Raw genomic sequence first — 21,994 nt, 5'->3', positions numbered from 1 at the left:
ATGAAACTCTCAACCCTGACCCGCACCCTTGCGGCGACCACCCTTGGTCTGACCCTGTCCCTCGGGGCGGCAACAGCCCAGGACTATCCCAGCGACACGATCCGGTTGATCGTGCCCTATAAACCCGGCGGCGGCAGCGACAGTATCGGCCGCGCCTTTGCCGCCGCGCTAGAGGAAGTCTCTGGCCAGCCTGTGGTGGTCGAAAACGTCCCCGGCTCGGCCGGCATCAACGGCATGCTTGCCTTGAAAAAGGCCGCGCCCGATGGCTATACGCTGGCGATCAACGGCACGACCGACGTGACGGCGCCAATCGCGTTCCGGGAAAACCCACCATATGAGCTGGCGGATTTTTCTTGCGCCGGGGCGGTGTTCAACACGCCGGTCTGGATGCTGGCGCATAGCGACAACGGATACAGCGATCTGGGCGATTTCCTGGCAGAGGCCAAGGCCAACCCCGGCACATTGACCCTTGGCATCACGGGCAAGATCTCGGCCACCGACTTTGTCGCCTCGACCGTGCGCGGCGTGAATGAGGCGGATTTCCGCATTGTGTCCTTTGGCGGCGGCGGTCCGTTGAAAAAGGCGATCCTGGCCAATCAGGTCGACGCTGGCGTCATCATCTCGCCTGTTCTGCTGAACGAAGTGGCGGCAGGCGATCTGACCGTGCTGGCGGCGGCGGGCGACATGCAGGGCATCACCTATCCCCCCGCACGCGAGACGCCACATATTCGCAATTGGGGCGCCGAGATCGACGTGGCCCTGGTGCGCGGCATTCTCTTGCCCGCGGGCGTCCCGGCCGATGTACAGACCAAGCTGGAAGGCCTGGTCACCGAGGCGCTGGAAAGCGACACCTTTGGTGATTTCGCCCAGACCTTTGGCTTTGCGCCCTATCAGGAAAGCGCCGAAGCCTTCTGTGGCCGCATGCCGCAAGAGGTCACCGACCTGAAAACCGTGCTGAGCGAACACCTCGAAAAGTGATCCGTTCAACCGGTGGTTCGGAATAGGTGCCGCCCGCGTTGGGCGGCACCCTTACCGGATGTGTTGATGATCGCGACCGTCAAAAAGGGGGGAACGTCGGTTTCGAGTCCATTTTGGCAGATGCTGCATGGTGTACGGATGTCCGCTACCGAAGGACAATCAAAAACGTTCAACAACCGCTTAGGTTTTGAACGGAGTTTTTGGCAGCCGGAAATTTGCCGTTTTTCAACCGTGCCCTAAAGGAGAGCTTACGGTACTCTGCGCATTTCGTCCGCGCGCTTCGGCGACGCTTGGCGGGATACCACAGCCGAAGCCGGGTCGACACAAAGATGAACTGTTTGAAACTAATGGGCCATCTCCTTAGTGCGCACGACTTCATCGGCAGGTCATGAAGGTTGAAATCCGTTCCGCCACTCTCAGGGGCTTCACCGCTCTTGGAATCCAACTCATTGTTGCCATCGGCTAATTTTGTTAGCTATAACGAGAAGCAAACCCAAAGGGGTATTTGCGCAACAAAGTCATGTTCGAGATAAAGATCTAACGAACACTCAATAAGTGTTCACGAAGATCAGCAATCAGCAATCAGCAATCAGCAATCAGCAATCAGCAATCGAGGTCTTCAGGAGAATACTTACTTTCACAACTGCAATCGCATTCGCCACAGGTGAGTTCGCCACTTTTGCTTCAGCCGGTGCCACAACATGTGAAACAACGGGCAATGGTGAGGGTAATACTATTTCGTGTGGGGGGGGGGGGGCAGGCAACGACTTGTGAAACTACCGGATTTGGTGCCGGAAATGACGTAGCGTGTGGCGGAGATGGCGGTGAATAAGCATTAAAATATGAACTATGAGGACTTCCCTATATGATAGCATCGGCCTTCGACGAGCTCCCAGCAGAGAAGAGGAATGACCTAATTGCTTTCCACGGCAAAGCTCAAAAAGCCATCGGAACTGGTGAAGGCTTTTCTGGAGCGATTGTATACTTGGACAACGGCGCGAATGTTAGTCCCCGCTATATCGTGGCAAAATACCCCAAAAAGAAAGAGCCAATTCAATCAAGAGAACGAGCCCTTCGCTTCCTTCGCGAACTGGAAACGCAAGCGAAATCCCACTATCATCCGAATGTTCACGGGCCTTTCAAAATTTCTATGATTTTGGGTGTTCCCGTTGCCTACTTTCGCCGATGGGAAGGTGATCTCTCCTCCTATATTGCGTCCGATGCGCTCGGAGATACAGGCCGGTTAATGCTGATGATTCAATTGATTTCGGGGTTATCACATTGTCATGCAAGAGGATTAATCCATCAAGATTTGAAACCAGAAAACATCTTTGTTCGTGATTTGAGAAGCAGTATTAAAAGCCTCCCAAATACTGATTTTTGGTTCCGACCAAAGGTTGCAGATTTTGGCAGTGTGAACCTCGCTTCAGAGATTAGTGAGTTTCGCGGAAGTCGACCCTACATGGCTCCGGAACAATGGAAAAAGCAGCCATTGGGAGAATGGACCAGCTCGTTTGTAGTTGGAATAATATTACATGAGATGATCTCACGCGGGGAGCACCCAGAGGGTGTTCAGATTGGGGCTTGGCATAGCCGTGAAAATCCTGTGTTCAATCGATTGCAAAAGGATAATTACTGGCGGAAATGGCTGGATCGGGCTTGTCAAGTGGCCTGCCCCCTTTCGAACACAGGTTTAGCTGCAGTCGTAGCCGATTGCCTTCAAGTTACCCCCAATTTGCGACCGACGTTGATCGATGTACAACAACGCCTTCAATCCATTTTGTCTGAACTGTCTCAAGCTGCGTCTGATCAATCCGATTTATTTCTTCGGGAAGCAGACGAAATTTCTACACCAAGTAACTGGGAATATCTCAACGAACAATTGGCATCACTAAAGCGGACTATTGATAAAACGTATCCGGCATAGTCCATGCTTACTTATCGAGTGTCAGCTTTGGAATATTGCAACGCAGGGGCTCTCAGCATTGCGAAACTCCGTGATGGGGCCATTCGCCGCGCCAGCATTGACCGCTCAAGCAGGACCGTTTGTTGAACGGTTCACTAAACCGGACATTGGTGCTGTTGCAGCGAAGGTTTGAAAAGTCCCGCACAACCGACTACCGGGGCGGCGAAAATAATGGATTTTGCTCGCTGCGCCGCCGCATGTCCGCTTTAGCGCCCAGACCGACCAAACACATCGCATTGCGGCTCGCGGATGTTCGCTCTATGTTCTTGCCTGTGTAGCTCCAACAGTAAGGTTCAACTAATATGAGGTCCACTCTAAGAACGAAGGCAATCGCAGTCTGCAATGACAAAATTGCGAAGAAGGGGGAGACTGTAGGTCTTTCATTCTATGCATTTTTTGCCAATAAGAATGACGATCCGGAATTGCTCATGGAGGCGGCTGAATGGTGGATCAAGACACATGAGCTTGATCACTTCGAGAAGGCCGTGAAAATCCGAGAGATGATCAGCTCAGGCGTTTGAGCAATGGCGACGTCGTCCGCACAGCCGGCATCCTGGGGCATCAGGCCTTTTGCGAACCATAGTGCTTTCACAATTATGCTGGGCCTTCCAACACATCCGGCAAGAGGCCTGGGCGTTAAACGCCACCCTTTTTAGGATCCGGCAAGGATGAAGTCGGCCACCATTTCACCGGCCAGAAGACTGGGGGCATGGGTGTTGGCCGAGGGCATGGTGGGAAAGATCGACGCATCTGCGATGCGCAGCCCCGTGATCCCGCGAACCCGCAATCTTGCATCGACAACCGCTTCGCGCCCTTCGCCCATCCGGCAACTGCCGACCGGATGATAAGAGGTTGTGCCGGTCTCGCGGATGAATGCGGCGATGTCATCATCGCTTTGCGCCACATCGCCGGGTCGGATTTCAACCGGGTCAAACGCCGCCAAGGCAGGCTGCTGCGCGACCTTTCGGGCAAGGCGCACACCGGCAACCGCCCGCACCAGATCCTCTGGATTGCCTAGATAATTCGCCACAATCACCGGCGGCGTGTCAGGATCGGCAGAGCCCAAATGCACCGACCCCGTGGCGCGGGGGCGCAGGGGGAACGTCCCGATGCCAAAGCCGGGAAACCGGTCGAACACCAGCTTGCCAGCGGCGCGCGCATCGGCCGAGGACATGGGATGCAATTGCAACTTCATATCCGGTTGGCCGGGGCCATCGCCCGTGCGCACCAGTGCATGTACGGTTGAGGTCGACCCCGACATCAAACCATCACGTCGCAGCAGATAGCGCAGGCCAAACAGCGCCTTGCGCAACGGATTATGCATGATCTGGTTCAAGGTCACGACGTTGCGACAGCGAAAGGACAACCGCGTATGCAGGTGATCGCGCAGCCCCTCGCCCACGCCGGGCAGGTCATGCACCACATTGATCCCGAGCTGGCGCAATCGCGCGCCCTGACCGATGCCGGACAGTTCCAACAGCTTTGGTGTGTCTATCGCCCCGGCGGCAAGGATGATCTCGCCCCGGCAGGCATAGTGTTCCTGCTGTCCCGCGCGTTTCACGACAACGGACACCGCCCGCGCACCATCGAAATCAACCCGCTGCACCACGGCATCCGACAGGATGTCCAGCCCCGCGTGGTCTTGCATCCGATGCAAATAGGCCTCGCGCGCGCCATGGCGCAACCCGCGCCGGGTGTTCGTCTGTAAATAGGCCACGCCGCCATACTGCGCGCCGTTATAATCATCGGTGCGCGCAATGCCCGCGCCCTCGCACGCCGCAATAAATCCGTCCGACAGCGGGTCATCGGGGCCATAGCGCGTGACATGCACCGGGCCATCGCGCCCGCGCTGCGCATCCTCCCCCAATGTCGTGCTTTCCATCCGCTGGAAGCGCGGCAAAAGCGACGCATGGTCCCAGCCGTCACAGCCCTGCGCCGCCCAGCTGTTGTATTCCGCCGGATCGCCCCGCACCCAGAGCATCCCGTTCACCGTCGAGGTGCCGCCCCAAACCCGGCCACGTGGCCAGAAGATCTCGCGGTTGTTCAGATGTGGTTCCGGCGCGGTCCAATACCGCCACAGCGCGCGCTTGCCCGTCAGCACCTTGCCGATGCCCAATGGCACCCGCAGCCAATGCCAGGGATCGTCCCGCCCGGCCTCGATCAGCAATACGGAATGTCGACCGCCCTGGGCCAAACGTGACGCAGCAGCAGAACCTCCGGCACCTGCCCCCACCACAATATAATCATAGGTTTTCATGTCAGGATAAATGGCCCACGGCGTGCCCGCCGCAGGCCTGCTCCGATTAACGCGCCAGAAGACGCTGGATCTGCTTGTCCGCAGCGGCAAGCGACGATTCAATATCGCCCCCCTTCAGAATGCGCTGATACTCCGGCACAACCTTGTCGAGGATCGCATAGAACTTTGGATGTTTGATCGGCAACTCGTTATAGACCTCAAGCTCTTTGACAAAAGCCTGGGTAAAGGCATCCGCGCCCATCGGCCCCTTGGACAGCAGATCGGCAGAAGGTGTCGAAACCTGATCGCTACGCTCATAGTACATGTCGGTGATGCCCTGATCGAACAGGATCAGCTTGATGAAATCCGCCGCAAGCTGTTTGTCCTCGGCGGCGCTGGAGACGGCGATCACATGGCTGTTGCCGATCGTGCGGTGGCTGCCGTCCGGCGCATTAGGCAGCGGTGCAACCCAGATATCGCCATCGGGCGCGGTCTTGATGGTGTTTTCCGACAGGTTGTTGAACAGCCCCCGGCCCCAGGGCCCTTCGAGGATGAAACCGGCCTTGCCCGCCGCCATCAGATTGCGGGTCTCACCCACAGAGAAGCCATCGGGCGCGCAACCCGCTTCGGAAATGTCCTGCAACCAGGAATAGGCCGCCACGGTTTCCGGAGTGTTGAAGGCAACATTGCCTTCGTCATCCACCACGTCGCCGCCAAAGCCATAGATCCACGGGATCGACCATTGCACCGCGTTGGGGTTGGACCAGCTGCGCAATGCCAGACCATAGATCTTGCCATCATCGCCCGCAGGCAAGGCACAGATGCCCATGATCATCTCTTTCAACCCGTCCCATGTGGTGGGCGGTTGATCGGGATCGAACCCGGCCTGTTCCAGAAGGTTGCGGTTATAGAGCATCATCACCGGGCCCGGCACCCAAGGCAGCGCATAAAGCTTGCCGTCATCAAAACGCAGGGCATCCAGCGCCGCATCGGGGATCTGTGCCAGTTCATCCTCGGTAAAGAGATCATCCAGCGGCGCCAGCCCGCCAATCGCCTCCATCGCGGGCACCCAGCCTGGGATCAGGTGAATGAGGTCCGAGGCATTGCCGCCCAGATGGGCGACTGTGGCCTGATCAAGCGCTTTTTCGAACGGCACGTCCTGACGGATGAAATCCACACCGGGATGTTGTTCCTCGAACTTCTTTTCCATCTCGCCTGCGACCGGCTCAAGATAGCTATAGGTGCCAAGCCAGCCGGAATAGACAAGCTCTTCTGCCTGTGCGCCCCCGGTGGCGGCCATGCCGATGGCCAGCGCCGTCAGGCTTGTTTTCAGATGTTTCATGGTATCCTCCCATTGGTTTGTTGAAACGTGATCAGCCTTTGACCGCACCGGCCGTAACGCCGCGCAGAAAGGTTTTTTGAAAGAAGAAAAAGAGCACCAGCACCGGAACAGACACGATCACCGCAAGCGCCATCATCTCGCTCCAGGCGCCTTCGAATTCCTGAAGGAAGATCAGGGTAATCCCGGCGGGCAGTGGGCGCATGTCGGTGGTGCTGGTAAAGGTCAGGCCGAACAACAGTTCATTCCAGCTGACCACAAAGACAAAGATCGCCGAAGCCGCCAGCGCGGGCCGCGCCATTGGCAAAACGATGAACACAAACACCTTGAGCGGCGTCGCGCCATCGACATAGGCGGCTTCTTCGACCTCACGCGGGAGCTGGTCGAAGAAGTTCTTGAGCAGCCAGATCGACACCGGAATGGTGATCGCCGTATGGCCCAGAACCAGCGCAGCATAGGTGTTGAGCAGCCCCAGTTTCACGAACAGCCCGTAAAGCGAGATCATGATCAGCGGCACCGGAAACGCCAGCGACCCCATAAAGAACAGCATCAAAACCGGCCCGCCCCGAAAGCGGAAACGCGAGATGCCATAGGCGGTCATCGCGCCGACAAATGTCGACAGCGCCGCGGCACAGACCGCCACGATCAGCGAATTCAGCGTCAGGGTTCCCAGCACCTCGTTGAACTGGGCGGCATAGTTTTGAAAGGTGATGACCTCTGGAATCCAGCGCGGCGGGATCTGAAACACGTCCTTGAGCGGTTTGAACGAGGTCGAGAGCATCCAGCCCACCGGGATCAGCATCACCATGACCAACGCGGTGACACAGACGTAAATCATGCCCAGGTTGGCGCGGCGGCGCAGGGTTCGGGAAATGCGGCTTGGGCTGGCGCGGCGGCTCATCGTCAGGGATTGGGTCATGCGGATTTCCTCAGCGCAACGCGGTTATAGATGCCGGCAAAGATGATCACGAAGACCAACCAGAAAGTGCCAGCGGCGGCGGCAAGCCCGAAATCCCATTCAGTGAAAGCGGCCTTGTAGGTGAACAGGCTGAGCACATTGGTCGCACCGATCGGCCCGCCCTGGGTCAGCACCAGCGGAATTGTGACCTCTTGCAGAAAGCGCACGGCCTCAAGCAACGCGGCGGTCATCACGATGTTCTGCAACAGCGGCAAAAGGATATGACGCAGCCGGTTGAAATATCCGGCGCCGTCGATCTCGGCCGCCTCCTGAATTTCCTTGGGGATGCCCTGCAATGCGGCAAGGGCAATCACCATGACAAAGGGCACCGCGCGCCAGGAATAGGCAAAGATCACCACCCAGGGCGCCAGCTCTGTCTCGAACAGCCAGGCCATCTGGCCCTCGACCACACCGATGCTGCGCAGGAAGTGGTTCACGATCCCCCATTCATCGTTGAACAGCCAGCCCCAGAGGATGGCAATCACGATCCACGGCACCACCCAGACCTGAAAAACGGCGGCACGGAAGAAGCCGACAAAGCGGATGCCACTGTCCAGCAACAGCGCCACGATCAACCCCAGAACGGTGCAGAAAATCGTGGACACGCTACAGATAAAGACGGTGTTGCCCAGCACATCCCAGAACTGGGGATCTTCGAACAGATAGACATAATTGCCCAACCCCACAAAGTCGGTCGTCGGGCGCAGCGGCGAGGCATTGGTGAAGCTCAGCCAGATGCCGTTGACGATAGGATAGAGCAGCAGCCCCCCCACCAGAAACAGCGCCGGGGCGAACAGGGACATAAAGAAATAGGGATGACGTTTGATCGAATACATATCAGACCCCGATCTCGGCGATGCGCTGTCCGGCGGGGCGGCTGAACAGGTGCAGACGGTCGTTGTCCATCGCGATGCCGGTTGTTTCGCCCACGCGCGGCACCGGGGTGCGCGCCGGGGCCCGCACACAAAGATTGCCGATGGCGGTATCCGCAAAGACCAGCACCTCGCCGCCGGTGTGTTCCACCACGGCCACCTGCCCCTGCAACACACCCGCACCCGGCGCACAAAGCGACAGATCATCGGGGCGGATGCCCCATGTCACGTCGGCGTCGGTCGGGGCAAAACGCCCGCCAAGATCGACGCCAGATCCATCCGTCAGGGTCAGCGCAGCGCGCCCCCCGCTATGCTGCAACTGGCCATCAAAAAGGTTCATCTGCGGCGAGCCAATGAACGAGGCCACAAAAACCGTCGCCGGGCGATCATAAAGCTCCATCGGGGCGCCCTGTTGGACGATATGACCGTCGTGCAACACCACGATCCGGTCGGCCATTGTCATTGCTTCGACCTGATCATGGGTCACATAAACCGAGGTCGCCTCAAGATCCTGGTGCAGCCGCCGGATTTCCGTCCGCATTTCGACACGCAGCTTCGCGTCAAGGTTCGACAAGGGTTCGTCAAACAGGAACACCTTGGGCTTGCGCACCAATGCCCGCCCCATCGCCACCCGCTGGCGTTGTCCGCCAGAAAGCTGCGCGGGGCTGCGATCAAGGTAATCCGTCAGGTTCAGCGCATCCGCAGCGGCGCGCACCTTCTGGTCAATCTCATCCCGTTTGGCCCCCCGCATTTTAAGGGTGAAGGCCATGTTTTCATAGACGTTCTTATGCGGGTAAAGCGCATAGGACTGGAACACCATCGCGATGTCGCGGTCCTTGGGCGTCAGGTCGTTCACGACATCGCCGTCAATGCTGATCTCGCCCTGACCCAGTTCCTCCAGCCCGGCGATGATCCGCAGCAATGTGGATTTTCCGCAGCCCGATGGCCCTACCAGGGCAACAAATTCGCGATCCTTGATGCCAAGGTCGATGCCATGCAGGATTTCCACCGGCCCATAGCTTTTCCTGACTTGGTTGATTTGAACATTGGCCATCAGTCTTGAGACTCCTGAATAAGACGCGCGTCGATTATTCCGGCCGATGCAAGATCGGGGAACAGTGACGCCGGAAGCGGGGCTTGGAACGCCGCCGCACATTGGTTGACTTCATCCGCCGTGCGCATGCCGGGCACGACACAGGCCACCGCGGGGTGGATAAGGGGAAATTGCAGGGCGGCGGCCACCGGGCTTACGCCGTGATCGGCACAGATGGCGTGGATGCTGCGCACCTTGGCCACGATCTCTGGTGCGGGTTTGCGATACATATGCAGCGCCTGTTCGGGGTTGTCGGCCACCAACAACCCAGAGGCAAAGGGGCTGCCCAGCAACACCGCCTGATTGCGGCGCTGGCATTCGGGCAGGAACCGGTCAAGCGCACCCTGATCCAGCAGGTTGAAATGCCCGGCCATCATGAAGCAATCGAAATCACCTTCTGCCGCGAACCGTTCGGCAATTGTCCAGTAATTGTTGCCAACGCCAAGCGCCTTGACGGTGCCTTCGCTGCGCAATTGGTCCAGCGCGCGATAGCCGTCGGTCATGCATTGCGAAAACAATGCCTCCAGCGCGTCGGGCGCATGGTTGGCCGGGTCGATGTTGTGAATATGCAGGATGTCGACACCGGGCAGGCCCAGCCGTTGCAGGCTGTCTTCGACGCTGCGCATGATACCGTCGTAGCTGTAATCATTGGTCAGCGAGAAGGACAAAGGCCGCTCAAAGATGCTGGCCGCCTGATCGCCGGTCAATTTGCCCGACCGGTCGGGAACAAGCTTGCGGCCCACCTTGGTTGAGGTGACGAAATCGCCCATCGACTTGTTGCGCAGGAAGGCCCCCAGCCGATGCTCGGCCAAGCCATGACCATAAAGCGGCGCGACATCGAAATAGCGGATACCGGCGTCCCATGCGGCATGAAGGGCGGCGTCGGCCTCGGCATCGCTCAGGACCGTGGGGTAATTGCCAAGCGGCACGCACCCAAAGGCCAGCCGCGTCACCCGAAGCCCGGTGTCGCCGATATAAGAGGTCGGTATGGAATGTGGTTCTGTCATGTCAGGGGGTCTTGCTCTTTGGGGGTTGTGGCGTGTCGATCCGGTAAAAACCCTTTGCGGTATCGTGGAAAATGGCGCGCAGATCGGCCTCGGGCAGCGGCCCGAGTGCGGCGACATATCCCGCCAGAAGCGTCGGGTAATCGGAAAACAATCCGTCCACCGGAAAATTGCTGCCGAACATCAAACGGCGCGGTCCAAAGGCGGTGCGCAAATGCTGGACCAAGGGCGCGAGGCTGTCGCAGGTCCAATGCCAATCAGTCATCGCCAGACCCGACAGTTTGACCACCACATTCGGGGCCTCGGCCAGACGGCTCATGCCATCGCGCCACCGCTCCAGACCTTCGGCGCTGCGATCCAACGGCAATCCGCAATGGGTGATCGCAATGCGCGCCTTGGGGAATTGAGCGGCCAGCTCGGCTACGGCAACATGGGTGATCGGCGGGGCCTGAAGATCGACACAGAGATCCTGCGCCACCAGCGCCGCCATCCCGCGCTGAAATTGCGGATCCCGGTAGAGCGCCGCACCCTCGGGCGCGCCCCGCCCCATCGCCATGACACGAATGCCGCGAAAGCCGGGGAATGCCTGATGCGCCGCAAGCACCTGATCCAGATCGGGCGCGGCCAGATCCGCCGCCCCCATCATCACGCTGGGCAGGCCATGGTCGCAGGCATGGCCGGTCAGCCATGCCGTTTCGCCTTCGGGTGCTGTGCCGCCCCGCCAATGGGCCTCGATGTGAACCGATGCTGCCAAGTTTACCTGCCCCAGATCGGCCCTCAGGTCCGGTGCCAGATAGCTGCGCCGGATCGCGGCATAATCGCCGAAATGCGCGGTGATCAACTGATCCTGAAGCCAGGGGTAATGGTTGTTCGCCAGATCCCAGAAATGGTGGTGGGCATCTATTATCCCGCCAACAGCCACAGCCACCCGGCCACTGCTGGCCGCATCTGGCCGCCCATCGGGGCCGATGATTATTTCAGACGTCACAGACACGGGCTCAGGCGTCTTCCGATTTGGCAAAGGTCGCTGTCACACCCGGCGGTGGTGAAAAGCCGAAATCGCCGCGCGCGATGATCTGATCCGCGCCACCAAGACTGTCGATCCGGCTCTGTTGATCCGCAATGGCGCGATCATGGGCCGCCGACGCATCCACCTTGGCAAAAAGCGCGGCATGACATTCGGCCAAAACCTCGGCATGGGGCGGGTCTTGCGCCAGATCGGTCATCTCTTCCGGGTCGGTTTCCAGATCAAAAAGCTGGGCCGCATATTTAGCGTAATAGACGTATTTCCATTGCCCCTTGCGCAGCATGAACGCCCCGCTGCGCGACCCGGTCGCATGGTATTCCGACAGGACGACACCGGCCTCATCGCTCAGCAGATCATGTTCGCCAAATCCCTGGCCGTCACATCCCGTCGATTCCAGGATAAAGCGTGACAGGTCGATCAGCGACCGGGGCTGGTCGTTGACCTCCCCCGCTGCAACCCCATCGCCCGAGACAATCATCGGCACGCCGACCGCCTCTTCGTACATGTTGGATTTGCCCCAAAGCCCCCGCGCGCCAAGATTGTCGCCATGATCGCTGGTATAGACAACGCGCGTGCTGTCGTTGAGCCCGGCCTCCTCCAGCGAGGTCAGGATGTGACCGACCTGATCGTCGATAAAGGTGCACAGACCCATGTATCCGGCAATCGCCCGGCGCACATCCGCCTCGGTGCGGAAATGGTCGTCATAGGCAAATGCTTCGCGGTAGTCGCGCAGATAGGGGTGATCCGGGCGCTCGTCCTTGCCATAAAGCTTGGGCATCGGCAGCTTGGACTGGTCATAGCGATAGAAATATTCCGGCGGTGCGGTCAGCGGGAAATGTGGCGACACGAAGCTGACAAACAACACCCAGGGCTTGTCGGTGATCGCCGGGGCCTCTTCGCGCAGCCATACCTGTGAACGTGCCGAAATATCCCGGTCATAACGGGTATAGATCGACTCGCCCGGACCAGCCATGCGCGCCATCTTGTCCGCGGCACCGCGCACCACAGACCGGTCACGGATCAGGCCCAGCACATCGCCCATCCCGTCCACGATATTCATCGGGATCTCGGACTCGGTGAAACCATTGTCATCGGCCTCTAACCCACGGAAATGCAATTTCCCGATAGAGCGCACATGATGACCATTTTCGCGCAGCCGGTGGTGCCAGCTTTCCTGTGTGCCGTCATAGGCATGGGCGTTGTCCCAGGCACAGATCTCATGCACCGGACGCCCGGTGGCAAAGCTGGAGCGCGCCGGCACACAGATCGGGCTGGGCGTATAGGCGTTGGTAAAACGTGTGCCGTTTTGTGCCAAACGATCCAGATTGGGCGTTTGTACAATGTCATTGCCGTAGCACCCAAGGTTCTTGATGCTGTGTTCGTCCGACATGATGACGACAAGGTTCTTGGGTTCCATCCATCATTCACAGACCTCTGGGGTCCGCGTCCTCTTGTTTTTGAAATTGTTGAAATGCGGTCTTGGTGCGCTTGGTGAACGACCGGGGCTAACGGTGCCCTGGTTCGAAATGTTGGCCCAAAATTTTGGCCCGATACTATAGCCCCTCCCCGGCCATTCGTTCGTGTCTTCGCTCCACTTTACGCAGCCGACAAAAAGACATCCAATATCCTTTTAATCTTGCATTAATACCGGCAGCGTATTTATATGCCCGGCATTATGGAGATGCATCAACTTCGATATTTCGTTGCGGTCGCCGAGGAGCTGCACTTCGGGCGCGCGGCGCGGCGGGAAAATGTCTCGCAGCCGCCGCTCAGCCTTCAGATCAAGAAACTTGAAGAAGAACTGCAGGTTACGCTGTTTGAGCGCACCAAGCGCCGGGTCGCCATCACCCCCGCCGGCAGCGCGTTCCTGCCCGAGGCGAAATCCATTCTGGCCGCGACGTCACATGCCAAACACGTGGCACAAAAGGCATATCGCGGCGAAATCGGACAGGTGCGCATCGGGTTCGTACATTCGGCCTCATTGGGATATTTGCCGTCCTTGATCGGGCCGTTTCGTCAAATTTATCCCCAGATCGAGATTCGATTGCATGAAATGACGGTCAGCGAACAAAACGTCGCGCTGGCCAAGGGGCGCGTCGACATCGGCATCGTGCGCCCACCGATCGAAAACCCGCAACTGGCCAGTTTCGATGTGGTCAGCGAACCGTTTTGCGCGGTGGTTCCGGTTGATCATTGGGCGGCATCGGAAACCGCGATCGAACTCAACGCGCTGGCAGATGAAGATTTCGTATTCTATCCCCAACACCGCTCGCCTGCGTTCTATCAGCAGCTGATGACGATGTGTTCGTCCCAGGGGTTCCTGCCCAGAACGGTGGTCGAGGCCAATACCATGTACACCGCCATCGGGCTGGCGGGGACCGGCGCCGGGGTGGCCATCGTACCCCAAAGCGTGAGCTGCATTGCGATACCTTCGGTGCGCTACATTTCGCTGACCGGATTGACGGAAAAGGCAACCCTGACGCTTGTGCATTCCGACACGAAAGTATCGCAAAGCACCCGCAAACTCATCGAGTTCGCTTACGAGCGCCTGTAACGCAAGGCCCGCGCCAAGGTGTTGCCGGTTGCCACAAATGTCCCGGGTCCATCCCTATCTTCCCCGGCATGGGACCAGCGGTTTCAGCAGCGCGATCAACCGCGCGCGGATGGCCGGGTGCAATGCGCCGATTGAAATACGTGTCGATACCACCACGGAATATGTTACCCCTGCGCAGAGCGCTTGCATTCGAATTCATCGCACGATCACATATGCCGCACTGGGATACGGAAGCGCCCCGGGTGTCCATGACTGGGAGAAGAGACGTGAAGAATTTGATTTCGATGGTGATGCTGTCCTTGATGGCCCCTGTCCTGATGCCATCGGTCACGCATGCGGGCGAAACGCTGGATGCTGTTCGGCTGCGGGGCGAAGTCGCCTGTGGCGTGTCGGGCAAGGCCATCGGGTTTTCCGAGATCGGACAAGACGGTGACCGTCAGGGGCTTGATGTGGACATGTGCCGCGCCATCGCCGCCGCCGTGTTCGGCGACGCCAGCAAGGTCGATTTTGTGGAACTGTCAAATCTGGACCGCTTCGATGCCCTGCGCTATGGCGAAATTGACGTTTTGATCCGCAACACCACATGGACATATACCCGCGACACCACGCTGGATCTGGCCTTTACCGGGATCACCTATTTCGATGGCCAGGGGTTCTTGGTGCATTCCGACGCGGGCATTCGTACGATTGATGATCTGGACGGCAAACGCATCTGCTTCAAAACCGCCACCACGCATGAGCTGAACCTCAATTCCATCCTGACCGCGCGGGATCTGACCTTTGAGCCGATGCCAATGGATGAAACCGATCTTGCCATCCTGATGTTTCAAAACCGCCGTTGTGATGTGCTGACATCGGATCAATCGGAATTGTTTGGCATTCGCACCGCTTTGGCGGCCCCGGACACCGCCTATGTCATGCCCTTGCTGATATCCAAGGAACCGCTGGGCCCGTCGGTGCGCCAGGACGATCCCGAATGGGCAAATATCGTCGAATGGACGTTGTTTGCCATGATCAACGCCGAAGAACTGGGCATCACCAGCACCAATGTCGGCGATATGTCCACCAGCGATGATCCCGCCGTCGCCCTGCTGTTGAACGGCGCAGAAAGCGAAGCTGGCACGCTGGGGCTGGATGCCGGATGGCCCGCCAAGGTGATTGCCCAGGTCGGCAATTACGGCGAAATCTTTGATCGCAATCTTGGCGCAGAGTCGCCCATTGGCATCAAACGGGGGCTGAACGCGCTCTGGACCGAGGGCGGGTTAATGTACGCACCGCCATTCCGATAACGGCACCGTTTCCAATCCAAAATCAAAATGAGCCTTCATCAGGCGCTCCGTCATGGGGCGCCTTTTGTTTTTCAACGAATTTGCCGCCTGTTTTTAAGGGCCATCGCAGCTTTTGCGCGAAACCCAAGGCACGCCAAACTCATCGCGAGCGCCCAGCATTCGCCTCAAATTGTTGATTTTCGACCGAAGTTTTCCAGATTGCTCCCCATTCCCGCCGCATTTGACCGGAAAGAGTGACCCATCGTCAACGTCACCAAATTTATTTCAAAAAATGGACCTCCCCGAAATGACCAAGCAAAAGAAAATTGATACCGCCACCGCCAAGCCAATTGTCGACAACGGCATCGAAGAACATTTGCTTGAACAGGTCGTGGGGGGACGCGGCCGCGGCTATTCCACAGCCCAGCGCAACCGGTTCAACGAAGCCGCCGCAGAGGCCGCAACAGAAGAAGCGCAACCCGTATATTACGGCAAGTTCGGTGCCCCGGTCGAAGTCACGCCCGAACCGACCCCCGCACCGACCCCTGCACCAACCCAGGTTCCGGCGCCCACACCGGAACCCGACGTGACCGCCACGGTCGCAAGCGTGATGGCGGACCTGCCGGACACAGAGCCGACATATGTCGCACCGACAGCGCCCGAGGAAGAAGAAAAACCGGATTACGAGCTGTCCACCTCGTTCGAGGCAGAGGCCGATGGCATCAAATCCGTTTACACCACCGGGATCGCCGGCGTCTGGAACGCGGATTCCTCTGGTGCGGCGGTTGGATTTGGCCTGAGCGCGCAAATCATGACCGAAATGGAGCTTGGCGGTGGCGCAACACTGACAAACACCACCGAAGCCTCGATCGGCGCAGGCGCGGAAATCATGATCGAAAACGGCCTTGGTGCCGAAGTTGCCGCCGAAATTTCCGTTACGGTCGCATGGGAAATCGCCCGCCAGACAGAGCTTGGCAATGGCGTGACAATGGACAACAGCGCCGGCGTCGAAGGTTTTATGGGCGCCGCCGCCGAAGGCGAGGCCTATGTCGGCGAAGAAGGGGGCAAATGGGGATTTGATGCCAAGGCAGGTGCCGACTACACCGCAGAAACCTCGGGCACGATTGATGCCTCCCAGGTTGCAATGACCGGCGAAGCCTCGATTTCATCCTCCGGCAGCATCGGCGGGGCATTTTCCCAGGAAGCCACCTACAAAGACGGCGCTTTGACCCTTGGCCTCAGCGGTGATGTCGATGCGGTGATTGCCGGTGGGGGCCTTGGTGGATCGGTCAGCATCCAATTCGAAGACAAATACGGCACCGTTGGATCGCCGGCGGAAATCGCCGCCGTTCAATCGCAACTGCAACATTTCGACAGCGCGGCCGATTTGGACAATGCTTTGACCAACACCTGGCATAATGACCTGAAAAATGACGTCACAACCATGCGCCAGGAACAGGAATGGGCCGAACACCGGATCGAACAACACGCTGAGGTTCTTGAAAAATTTGACGAAGCCGTCAGCACGACAATCGACGATCTGGCCACCCGCGAAGCCGATCTGAAAGACACCGCCGCAACAATCGAAGCACAAGAAACCGCCATTCGGGCGCACTTCCCGGATGATGCCGCCTTTGAACAAGCCATGGCAGATATCCGCGCGTTTGAAAGCGGCAGGATCAACGATGTCGTCAAAGACAACGCCTTTGGCGATGTGGGTCGTGTGGTGGACGGCATTGCGAAAGCCGCAGATGGAAGTGAGGTACGCGACACGGTTTTTGCAGTCGTGGAAAGCGGCGAACCGCCGGTTTTCCTCGATCGTCCAACCGAGGAAGCCAATGCACGGATTGAAGCGCTTCGTCAGGAAAACCCGGACCTTTTCGATGACATGCGGTCATTTGCCGTCATGGATGCCAAACAGGACGCCGAAGAAGCGCGCCTGGATCGGGACAAAGACATCTTTCACGCCGTCATGCAATCGGACGGCGTTCAGGAATTTGTCGCCGAGGAAAAGGCGGTGATTGATGGCTATATCCTGCATATGCAAACCGCAGGGGCGATTGCGGACAGTCTCGAAGCCAAATTCGAAGCGGTGAAAGACATGTCATATTCAGCAGCCGTCGTGACAGCAGACAAAATGGTCGCAATTGCCGACGCCAATGTGAACGACGCAAGTGCCGAACTGGTCGCCGCCCAGGAACGCCTTGCTGTGGCACAGACAAATGTCGACAACAGCCCCTATGTCGGCAAAAGCAGCAGCCCGGTTGTGTCCGCAGAAGATGCCAAAGCATTGGAAGACGCCAAAGCAGACGTCACAGCCGCCACCGCCAATGTGACCCAGGCTATGGTCGACCAACGCGCGATCTATGCCCAGGCCACCGCATTGCACCCCGAAAAATCCATGGCCGCAACCGAAGAAATGGCTGGGAACCTTCATCAAAAGGCCGAAGAAGTGCGCGCTAACTTTGAGGCACAATTCGTCGGTGTCGAAATGACCAAGGTCGAACAAGCCCAATTGCGCGCCTATCAACACGCCGAACATCTGATGGACAAATTCAGCGACATCACCAAAGATGATGGCGCTCTGCTTGGCAAAAAGGCCGAAGCCTTCGGTGAAAAATCCGAGGTGCTCAAAGCCCAGCTTGCGCTTTTGACCGCGATGGAACTGAAAGAGCGCGGGGTGATCGGCTATGCCGAGGAATATTTCAACGAGGCCACCGGCGTGCTGGGCGAAGGTGTAACCACAATGGCCCGCGCCGGCGAGGTCACAATCGAAGCGATCGGCGACGCGGCCACAACGGCGGGCAATGCCGTGGCGGATGGTGTCACAACCGGCGCCAATGCCGTGGCGGATGGCGTCACGACCGGCGCCAATGCCGTGGCCGATGGCGTTACAACCGGTGCCAATGCCGTGGGCGATGCCGCCGAAGACACCTGGAACTCGGTCACAAGCTGGTTCTGATACGCAGCGGGCTAAATCCCCCCAAACTCTTGTTTACGGCGGCCCCGCTGGGTCGCCGTTTGCATTAAACCGCCCAAGGCTTGCCCTGATTAATCCACAATCTCAGGCAAGATTGTTTCCCAGCGCGAAACCAATCGGAACCCCAGGCCATGAACGCATCAAATAACTCGACCGCCGGTCTCTTTCGAAAGTCAGCCCTGGACAAGGCCGGTGGCAGTGCGATTGAAAATGTCGATCTTGGCGTGCATGTGGTCAAGGCCCCGCAATGGATCATGCTCGCGGCGGCGGTGGCGGTGGCAGTGGCCGGAATAGGGCTGAGCCTGCATCTCCCGGTCCCGTCCAAGGTCGCGGCCCAGGGCATTCTGATCACCGCACAAGGTTTGAAAGACATCGAAGCGGCCACAGCAGGCCGTGTGGGTATGGTGTTTGTCGCGCCCGGCGATTTTGTCATGCGCGGTCAAAAGGTTGCACAGATCGAACAACCCGATCTGACCCAACAACTGGAACAGGCCCAGGCCAAAATGGCCAATCTGCGCAACCGCCACAAACGGATCGTGGGGTTCCACAACCGCACCCGCACCGATTACGACAGCATGACCGCCCAACGCCGCGCCGAACTTGAAAGCATGGTCGAATATGACGAACAGCACGTCGTGTGGTTGCAAAGCAATCTTGAGGGCTATGAAAACCTGTCGGCCAAGGGGCTGACCTCAAAAATGGCGCTGATGGATGCGCGGGTCCGGCTGAACGAAGCCAAAGAAGCCTTGTTGCGGGATTCCAACGCGCTGGCCTCGCTTGGCTATGAAAGCAACACCCGCCAGATCGAACAGGAACGCGAAATCCTGTCGCTTGAGGTCGCAATCGAAGAGGCCCGGCGCGAGGTCTCGGCGCTGCGCGAACGCCGCCAGCGTTTGGCCTATCTCGAAAGCGCCTATGACGGCATGGTGGTCGAGCAGAAATTGAACGTCGGCGAATTGGTCGATCCGGGCACATCGGTGTTGTCGATCCTGCCCGGCGTGTCCCAATCCGAGGTGGCCGACGGCCAAACCAACATACCGCTGGTCGCCACGCTCTATATTTCCTCGTCCGAAGGCAAAAAGGTGCGCCCCGGCATGCCGGTTCAAATCGTGCCCTCAACCGTGAAGCGCGAAGAATACGGTTTCATCCTTGGGGAAATCACCGATGTCGCCACCGTGGCCTCGACCGAAGAGGGCATGATGCGCAATCTCAAGAACAAACAACTGGTGCAGGATCTGTCGGCCAATGGCGCGCCTTTTGCCGCCACCGCGGAACTGACGATCTCGCCCGATACGGTGTCGGGCTATAAATGGTCCTCCTCCGAAGGGCCGGACCAATCCATCGGTCCGGGAAGCATGGCGCGCGCCGAAATCATAACCAAGGAACAGCGCCTGATTGCCTTGGTCATGCCGGCCTTGCGCCGTCTGTTCGGTGATTTCACATCATGAGCACCGCAGCGATTGCCGACTTCACCACCGATCTGCCACGCCATGCGCCCCGCGCGCGCGTGCCCACCGTCATGCAACAGGAATCCGCCGAATGCGGCGCGGCCTGTCTGGCGATGGTGCTGGGCCGTTTCGGGCTTTGGGTCAGCCTGGAGGAACTGCGCGATCGCTGTCAGGTCAACCGCGACGGCACCAATTCCGCCAATATCCTGACGGCGGCCCGGTCCTATGGATTGGAAGCGCAGGGATTGAAACAGGACATCGAAGACCTGCCAAGCGCCGATCTGCCGATGATTTTGTTTTGGAATTTCAACCACTTTGTAGTGCTGGAACGGATCACCCGCTCTGGCGCATGGATCAACGATCCCGCCACCGGGCCGCGCCGTGTAACCCTTGCGGAATTCGACCGCTGCTTTACCGGTGTCGCCCTTCGTCTGCGCCCCGGTCCTGACTTTCGCCCCGGCGGACATCGGCCCAGCTTGGCCGGCATCGTCCTGCGCACCCTGGGCGAGGCCCGGATCGGCCTGATCTATGCCATCATCGCCGGGATCGCGCTTTTGGTGCCGGGGCTGGCCGTGATGGGCAGCTATCGCATCTTTACCGACGACATCCTGATTGGCGGCGAAAGCCGCTGGCTCATGCCGCTACTGATCGGATTGATCGCAGCGGGGTGTTTGACGGCGCTTTTGACCTATGCGCAAAAGAACGTGCTGGCCCGTATGGAAACCTCGCTGTCGGCATCCATGTCGCTGCGGTATTTGTGGACGGTGATGCGTTTGCCGCTGGATTTCTTTGCCCAGCGATATTCCGGCGACATCACCAACCGGATCACCCAAGCCGAACAAATGTCCAGCGTGGTGTCCAGCGGTCTGGCCGTCGCTCTGGTCGGGATTGTGCCGATCATCGGCTATGGCGTGGCGCTGTTGCTGATTGATCCAATGCTGGCCTCGATCGTCTTTGGTGGCGCGGTGCTGGCGGTTGTGTTGCTTTTCGTGGCGTCGCGGCTGTTGCAGGATGCCAACCGCCGGGCGCAAAACGATAACTCCCGCCTTCAGGGTCTCACGCTTCAGGGGTTGTCGATGCGCGACGATTTCCGCGCCGCCGGCAGCGAGGGCCTGTTTCACAAACGCTGGCAGGCCGCACAGGCCCGCGTGTTGGTCGGCGAACAGACAACCGGCCGGGCCAACCTCTGGGTCAGCGAAGCAGCGGCCCTGATTTTGGCGCTTGCCGGGATTGGCGTGCTGGTGGTGGGTGGCCTGCGGATCATGGAGGGCGCCTTGTCCATCGGTCTTCTGATCTCGGCCCGCGCCCTGATGTCCAGCTTTTCCAGCCCGGTGGTCGGGCTGGTCGATGCCGGCGCACAATTGCAATCGGTGCGCGGCATCACCGAACGTTTGGCGGATGCGATGAACCACAACGGGGCGGCGGCACCCGCACCGTCGAACACATCTGTGGATACGCCCGCTGCAACGGCCAAGTCCCCGGTTGCGCCCGCATCAGACCTGCCGCAATCCCTGAAGGACGCTGCACATACCACGCCCAAGCCCGCCGATGGCCCCCTGTTGCCACTGCGGGCGTGCAATATCACCTTTCGCTACGAGGCCGGCAGCGTAGCCGCGGTTCAGGACGTGTCCCTGTCGCTGGGCGAAAGCCAACGCATCGCCCTTGTCGGCGGCAGCGGCAGCGGGAAATCCAGCCTCGGGCGGGTGCTGGTCGGTCTTGCCACCCCCGAAAGCGGCCACATCGACATCTATGGCCAACCGCTTGACGCCGACGGCACCGCCCGTACCCATGGCCAGGTGGCCTATGTCGGCCAAACCGTCGATCTGTTCGGCGACACGGTTCAGGACAATATCACGCTTTGGGACGACACCATGCCCGAAGAACAGGTGATCGCCGCCGCTCAGGACGCCTGTATCCACGATGTAATCACCGCCCGCGCCGGCGGCTATCTGGCCCGGCTGTCGGAAAATGGCGGCAATATGAGCGGTGGGGAACGTCAACGTCTTGGAATTGCACGCGCCTTGGTCGGAAACCCCCGCATTCTGGTGCTCGACGAAGCCACCAGCGCGCTGGACCCGACCACCGAACTTCGGGTGCTGGACGCCCTGCGCCGCCGTGGCTGTGCAACGGTCATAATCTCGCACCGTTTGGGCAGCATCGCCAGCTGTGACGTCATCCATGTGATGGAGGCGGGCCGCATCGTCGAAAGCGGCAATCACCGCACATTGCTGCGCCGGGGTGGCATGTATTCAAAAATGGTAGGAAGCTGAG

At 58.9% G+C, this 21,994-nt stretch carries 17 protein-coding genes; 9 read left to right on the top strand and 8 right to left on the bottom strand.

Features of this window, described 5'->3' with window-relative positions:
* The 4 genes from AC0L4F_RS14760 to AC0L4F_RS14745 all read left to right on the top strand — a co-directional run bounded on the left by AC0L4F_RS14760 (window position 1) and on the right by AC0L4F_RS14745 (window position 3,465).
* Window positions 1-978 (top strand): Bug family tripartite tricarboxylate transporter substrate binding protein, encoded by a 978-nt coding sequence (locus AC0L4F_RS14760; RefSeq protein WP_244689527.1) that lies wholly within the window; start codon window positions 1-3, stop codon window positions 976-978.
* 66 nt (window positions 979-1,044) lie between these two features.
* On the top strand, window positions 1,045-1,218 hold the full coding sequence (locus AC0L4F_RS14755) for a hypothetical protein (RefSeq protein ID WP_244689525.1): 174 nt from the start codon (window positions 1,045-1,047) through the stop codon (window positions 1,216-1,218).
* 625 nt (window positions 1,219-1,843) lie between these two features.
* Entirely contained in the window at window positions 1,844-2,905 is a 1,062-nt protein-coding gene (locus AC0L4F_RS14750; RefSeq protein ID WP_244689523.1) for a protein kinase domain-containing protein, read from the top strand.
* Between the two features lie 341 nt (window positions 2,906-3,246).
* Window positions 3,247-3,465, top strand: coding sequence for a DUF6500 family protein (locus AC0L4F_RS14745; protein ID WP_244689521.1), 219 nt, complete (start codon window positions 3,247-3,249; stop codon window positions 3,463-3,465).
* A 131-nt stretch (window positions 3,466-3,596) separates the two neighbouring features.
* Here the strand turns inward: AC0L4F_RS14745 and AC0L4F_RS14740 are convergent, their stop codons facing one another.
* The 8 genes from AC0L4F_RS14740 to AC0L4F_RS14705 are packed head-to-tail and all read right to left on the bottom strand — an operon-like array spanning window position 3,597 to window position 12,890.
* Window positions 3,597-5,201: a GMC family oxidoreductase gene (locus tag AC0L4F_RS14740; protein WP_244689518.1), complete on the bottom strand. Its 1,605-nt coding sequence runs from the start codon at window positions 5,199-5,201 to the stop codon at window positions 3,597-3,599.
* A gap of 46 nt (window positions 5,202-5,247) precedes the next feature.
* Window positions 5,248-6,522, bottom strand: a complete 1,275-nt coding sequence (locus AC0L4F_RS14735) for an ABC transporter substrate-binding protein (RefSeq protein ID WP_244689516.1) — start codon at window positions 6,520-6,522, stop codon at window positions 5,248-5,250.
* 31 nt (window positions 6,523-6,553) lie between these two features.
* The gene (locus tag AC0L4F_RS14730) at window positions 6,554-7,438 is read right to left on the bottom strand and encodes a carbohydrate ABC transporter permease (protein ID WP_244689514.1); all 885 of its coding nucleotides are present in this window, start codon (window positions 7,436-7,438) and stop codon (window positions 6,554-6,556) included.
* Window positions 7,435-8,313 (bottom strand): carbohydrate ABC transporter permease, encoded by an 879-nt coding sequence (locus AC0L4F_RS14725; RefSeq protein WP_244689512.1) that lies wholly within the window; start codon window positions 8,311-8,313, stop codon window positions 7,435-7,437. Before AC0L4F_RS14725 ends, AC0L4F_RS14730 begins: the two co-directional genes overlap by 4 nt.
* Before the next feature lies 1 nt (window position 8,314).
* A complete protein-coding gene (locus AC0L4F_RS14720; RefSeq protein WP_244689510.1) occupies window positions 8,315-9,403 on the bottom strand; it encodes an ABC transporter ATP-binding protein in 1,089 nt (362 codons plus the stop codon).
* Window positions 9,403-10,449: an aldo/keto reductase gene (locus AC0L4F_RS14715; RefSeq protein WP_244689507.1), complete on the bottom strand. Its 1,047-nt coding sequence runs from the start codon at window positions 10,447-10,449 to the stop codon at window positions 9,403-9,405. Before AC0L4F_RS14715 ends, AC0L4F_RS14720 begins: the two co-directional genes overlap by 1 nt.
* Before the next feature lies 1 nt (window position 10,450).
* Entirely contained in the window at window positions 10,451-11,434 is a 984-nt protein-coding gene (locus AC0L4F_RS14710) for an amidohydrolase family protein (RefSeq protein ID WP_244689505.1), read from the bottom strand.
* A gap of 10 nt (window positions 11,435-11,444) precedes the next feature.
* Window positions 11,445-12,890 (bottom strand): sulfatase-like hydrolase/transferase, encoded by a 1,446-nt coding sequence (locus AC0L4F_RS14705; protein ID WP_244689503.1) that lies wholly within the window; start codon window positions 12,888-12,890, stop codon window positions 11,445-11,447.
* A gap of 264 nt (window positions 12,891-13,154) precedes the next feature.
* Here AC0L4F_RS14705 and AC0L4F_RS14700 point away from each other — a divergent pair, with 264 nt between their 5' ends.
* The 5 genes from AC0L4F_RS14700 (at window position 13,155) to AC0L4F_RS14680 (ending at window position 21,993) form a co-directional block, all read left to right on the top strand.
* Entirely contained in the window at window positions 13,155-14,027 is an 873-nt protein-coding gene (locus AC0L4F_RS14700; protein WP_244689501.1) for a LysR family transcriptional regulator, read from the top strand.
* A gap of 266 nt (window positions 14,028-14,293) precedes the next feature.
* The gene (locus AC0L4F_RS14695; RefSeq protein ID WP_244689499.1) at window positions 14,294-15,316 is read left to right on the top strand and encodes an amino acid ABC transporter substrate-binding protein; all 1,023 of its coding nucleotides are present in this window, start codon (window positions 14,294-14,296) and stop codon (window positions 15,314-15,316) included.
* A gap of 286 nt (window positions 15,317-15,602) precedes the next feature.
* Window positions 15,603-18,257, top strand: a complete 2,655-nt coding sequence (locus AC0L4F_RS14690) for a hypothetical protein (RefSeq protein WP_244689497.1) — start codon at window positions 15,603-15,605, stop codon at window positions 18,255-18,257.
* A 149-nt stretch (window positions 18,258-18,406) separates the two neighbouring features.
* Window positions 18,407-19,723, top strand: a complete 1,317-nt coding sequence (locus tag AC0L4F_RS14685; protein WP_244689495.1) for an NHLP bacteriocin system secretion protein — start codon at window positions 18,407-18,409, stop codon at window positions 19,721-19,723.
* Window positions 19,720-21,993, top strand: coding sequence for a cysteine peptidase family C39 domain-containing protein (locus AC0L4F_RS14680; protein WP_244689493.1), 2,274 nt, complete (start codon window positions 19,720-19,722; stop codon window positions 21,991-21,993). The genes AC0L4F_RS14685 and AC0L4F_RS14680 overlap by 4 nt, the downstream gene beginning before the upstream one ends.
* Window position 21,994 lies beyond the last annotated feature (1 nt).

This window comes from Marinovum sp. J2-8 (assembly GCF_055808435.1).
This window is presented reverse-complemented; position numbering and strand designations above follow the sequence as displayed.

Coding starts and splice junctions, on each gene's coding strand:
- AC0L4F_RS14755 (WP_244689525.1), top strand. CDS start 1,045: ATGATCGCGACCGTCAAAAAGGGGGGAACGTCGGTTTCGAGTCCATTT.
- AC0L4F_RS14680 (WP_244689493.1), top strand. CDS start 19,720: ATGAGCACCGCAGCGATTGCCGACTTCACCACCGATCTGCCACGCCAT.
- AC0L4F_RS14725 (WP_244689512.1), bottom strand. CDS start 8,313: ATGTATTCGATCAAACGTCATCCCTATTTCTTTATGTCCCTGTTCGCC.
- AC0L4F_RS14700 (WP_244689501.1), top strand. CDS start 13,155: ATGCATCAACTTCGATATTTCGTTGCGGTCGCCGAGGAGCTGCACTTC.
- AC0L4F_RS14740 (WP_244689518.1), bottom strand. CDS start 5,201: ATGAAAACCTATGATTATATTGTGGTGGGGGCAGGTGCCGGAGGTTCT.
- AC0L4F_RS14715 (WP_244689507.1), bottom strand. CDS start 10,449: ATGACAGAACCACATTCCATACCGACCTCTTATATCGGCGACACCGGG.
- AC0L4F_RS14705 (WP_244689503.1), bottom strand. CDS start 12,890: ATGGAACCCAAGAACCTTGTCGTCATCATGTCGGACGAACACAGCATC.
- AC0L4F_RS14760 (WP_244689527.1), top strand. CDS start 1: ATGAAACTCTCAACCCTGACCCGCACCCTTGCGGCGACCACCCTTGGT.
- AC0L4F_RS14685 (WP_244689495.1), top strand. CDS start 18,407: ATGAACGCATCAAATAACTCGACCGCCGGTCTCTTTCGAAAGTCAGCC.
- AC0L4F_RS14720 (WP_244689510.1), bottom strand. CDS start 9,403: ATGGCCAATGTTCAAATCAACCAAGTCAGGAAAAGCTATGGGCCGGTG.
- AC0L4F_RS14750 (WP_244689523.1), top strand. CDS start 1,844: ATGATAGCATCGGCCTTCGACGAGCTCCCAGCAGAGAAGAGGAATGAC.
- AC0L4F_RS14690 (WP_244689497.1), top strand. CDS start 15,603: ATGACCAAGCAAAAGAAAATTGATACCGCCACCGCCAAGCCAATTGTC.
- AC0L4F_RS14745 (WP_244689521.1), top strand. CDS start 3,247: ATGAGGTCCACTCTAAGAACGAAGGCAATCGCAGTCTGCAATGACAAA.
- AC0L4F_RS14730 (WP_244689514.1), bottom strand. CDS start 7,438: ATGACCCAATCCCTGACGATGAGCCGCCGCGCCAGCCCAAGCCGCATT.
- AC0L4F_RS14735 (WP_244689516.1), bottom strand. CDS start 6,522: ATGAAACATCTGAAAACAAGCCTGACGGCGCTGGCCATCGGCATGGCC.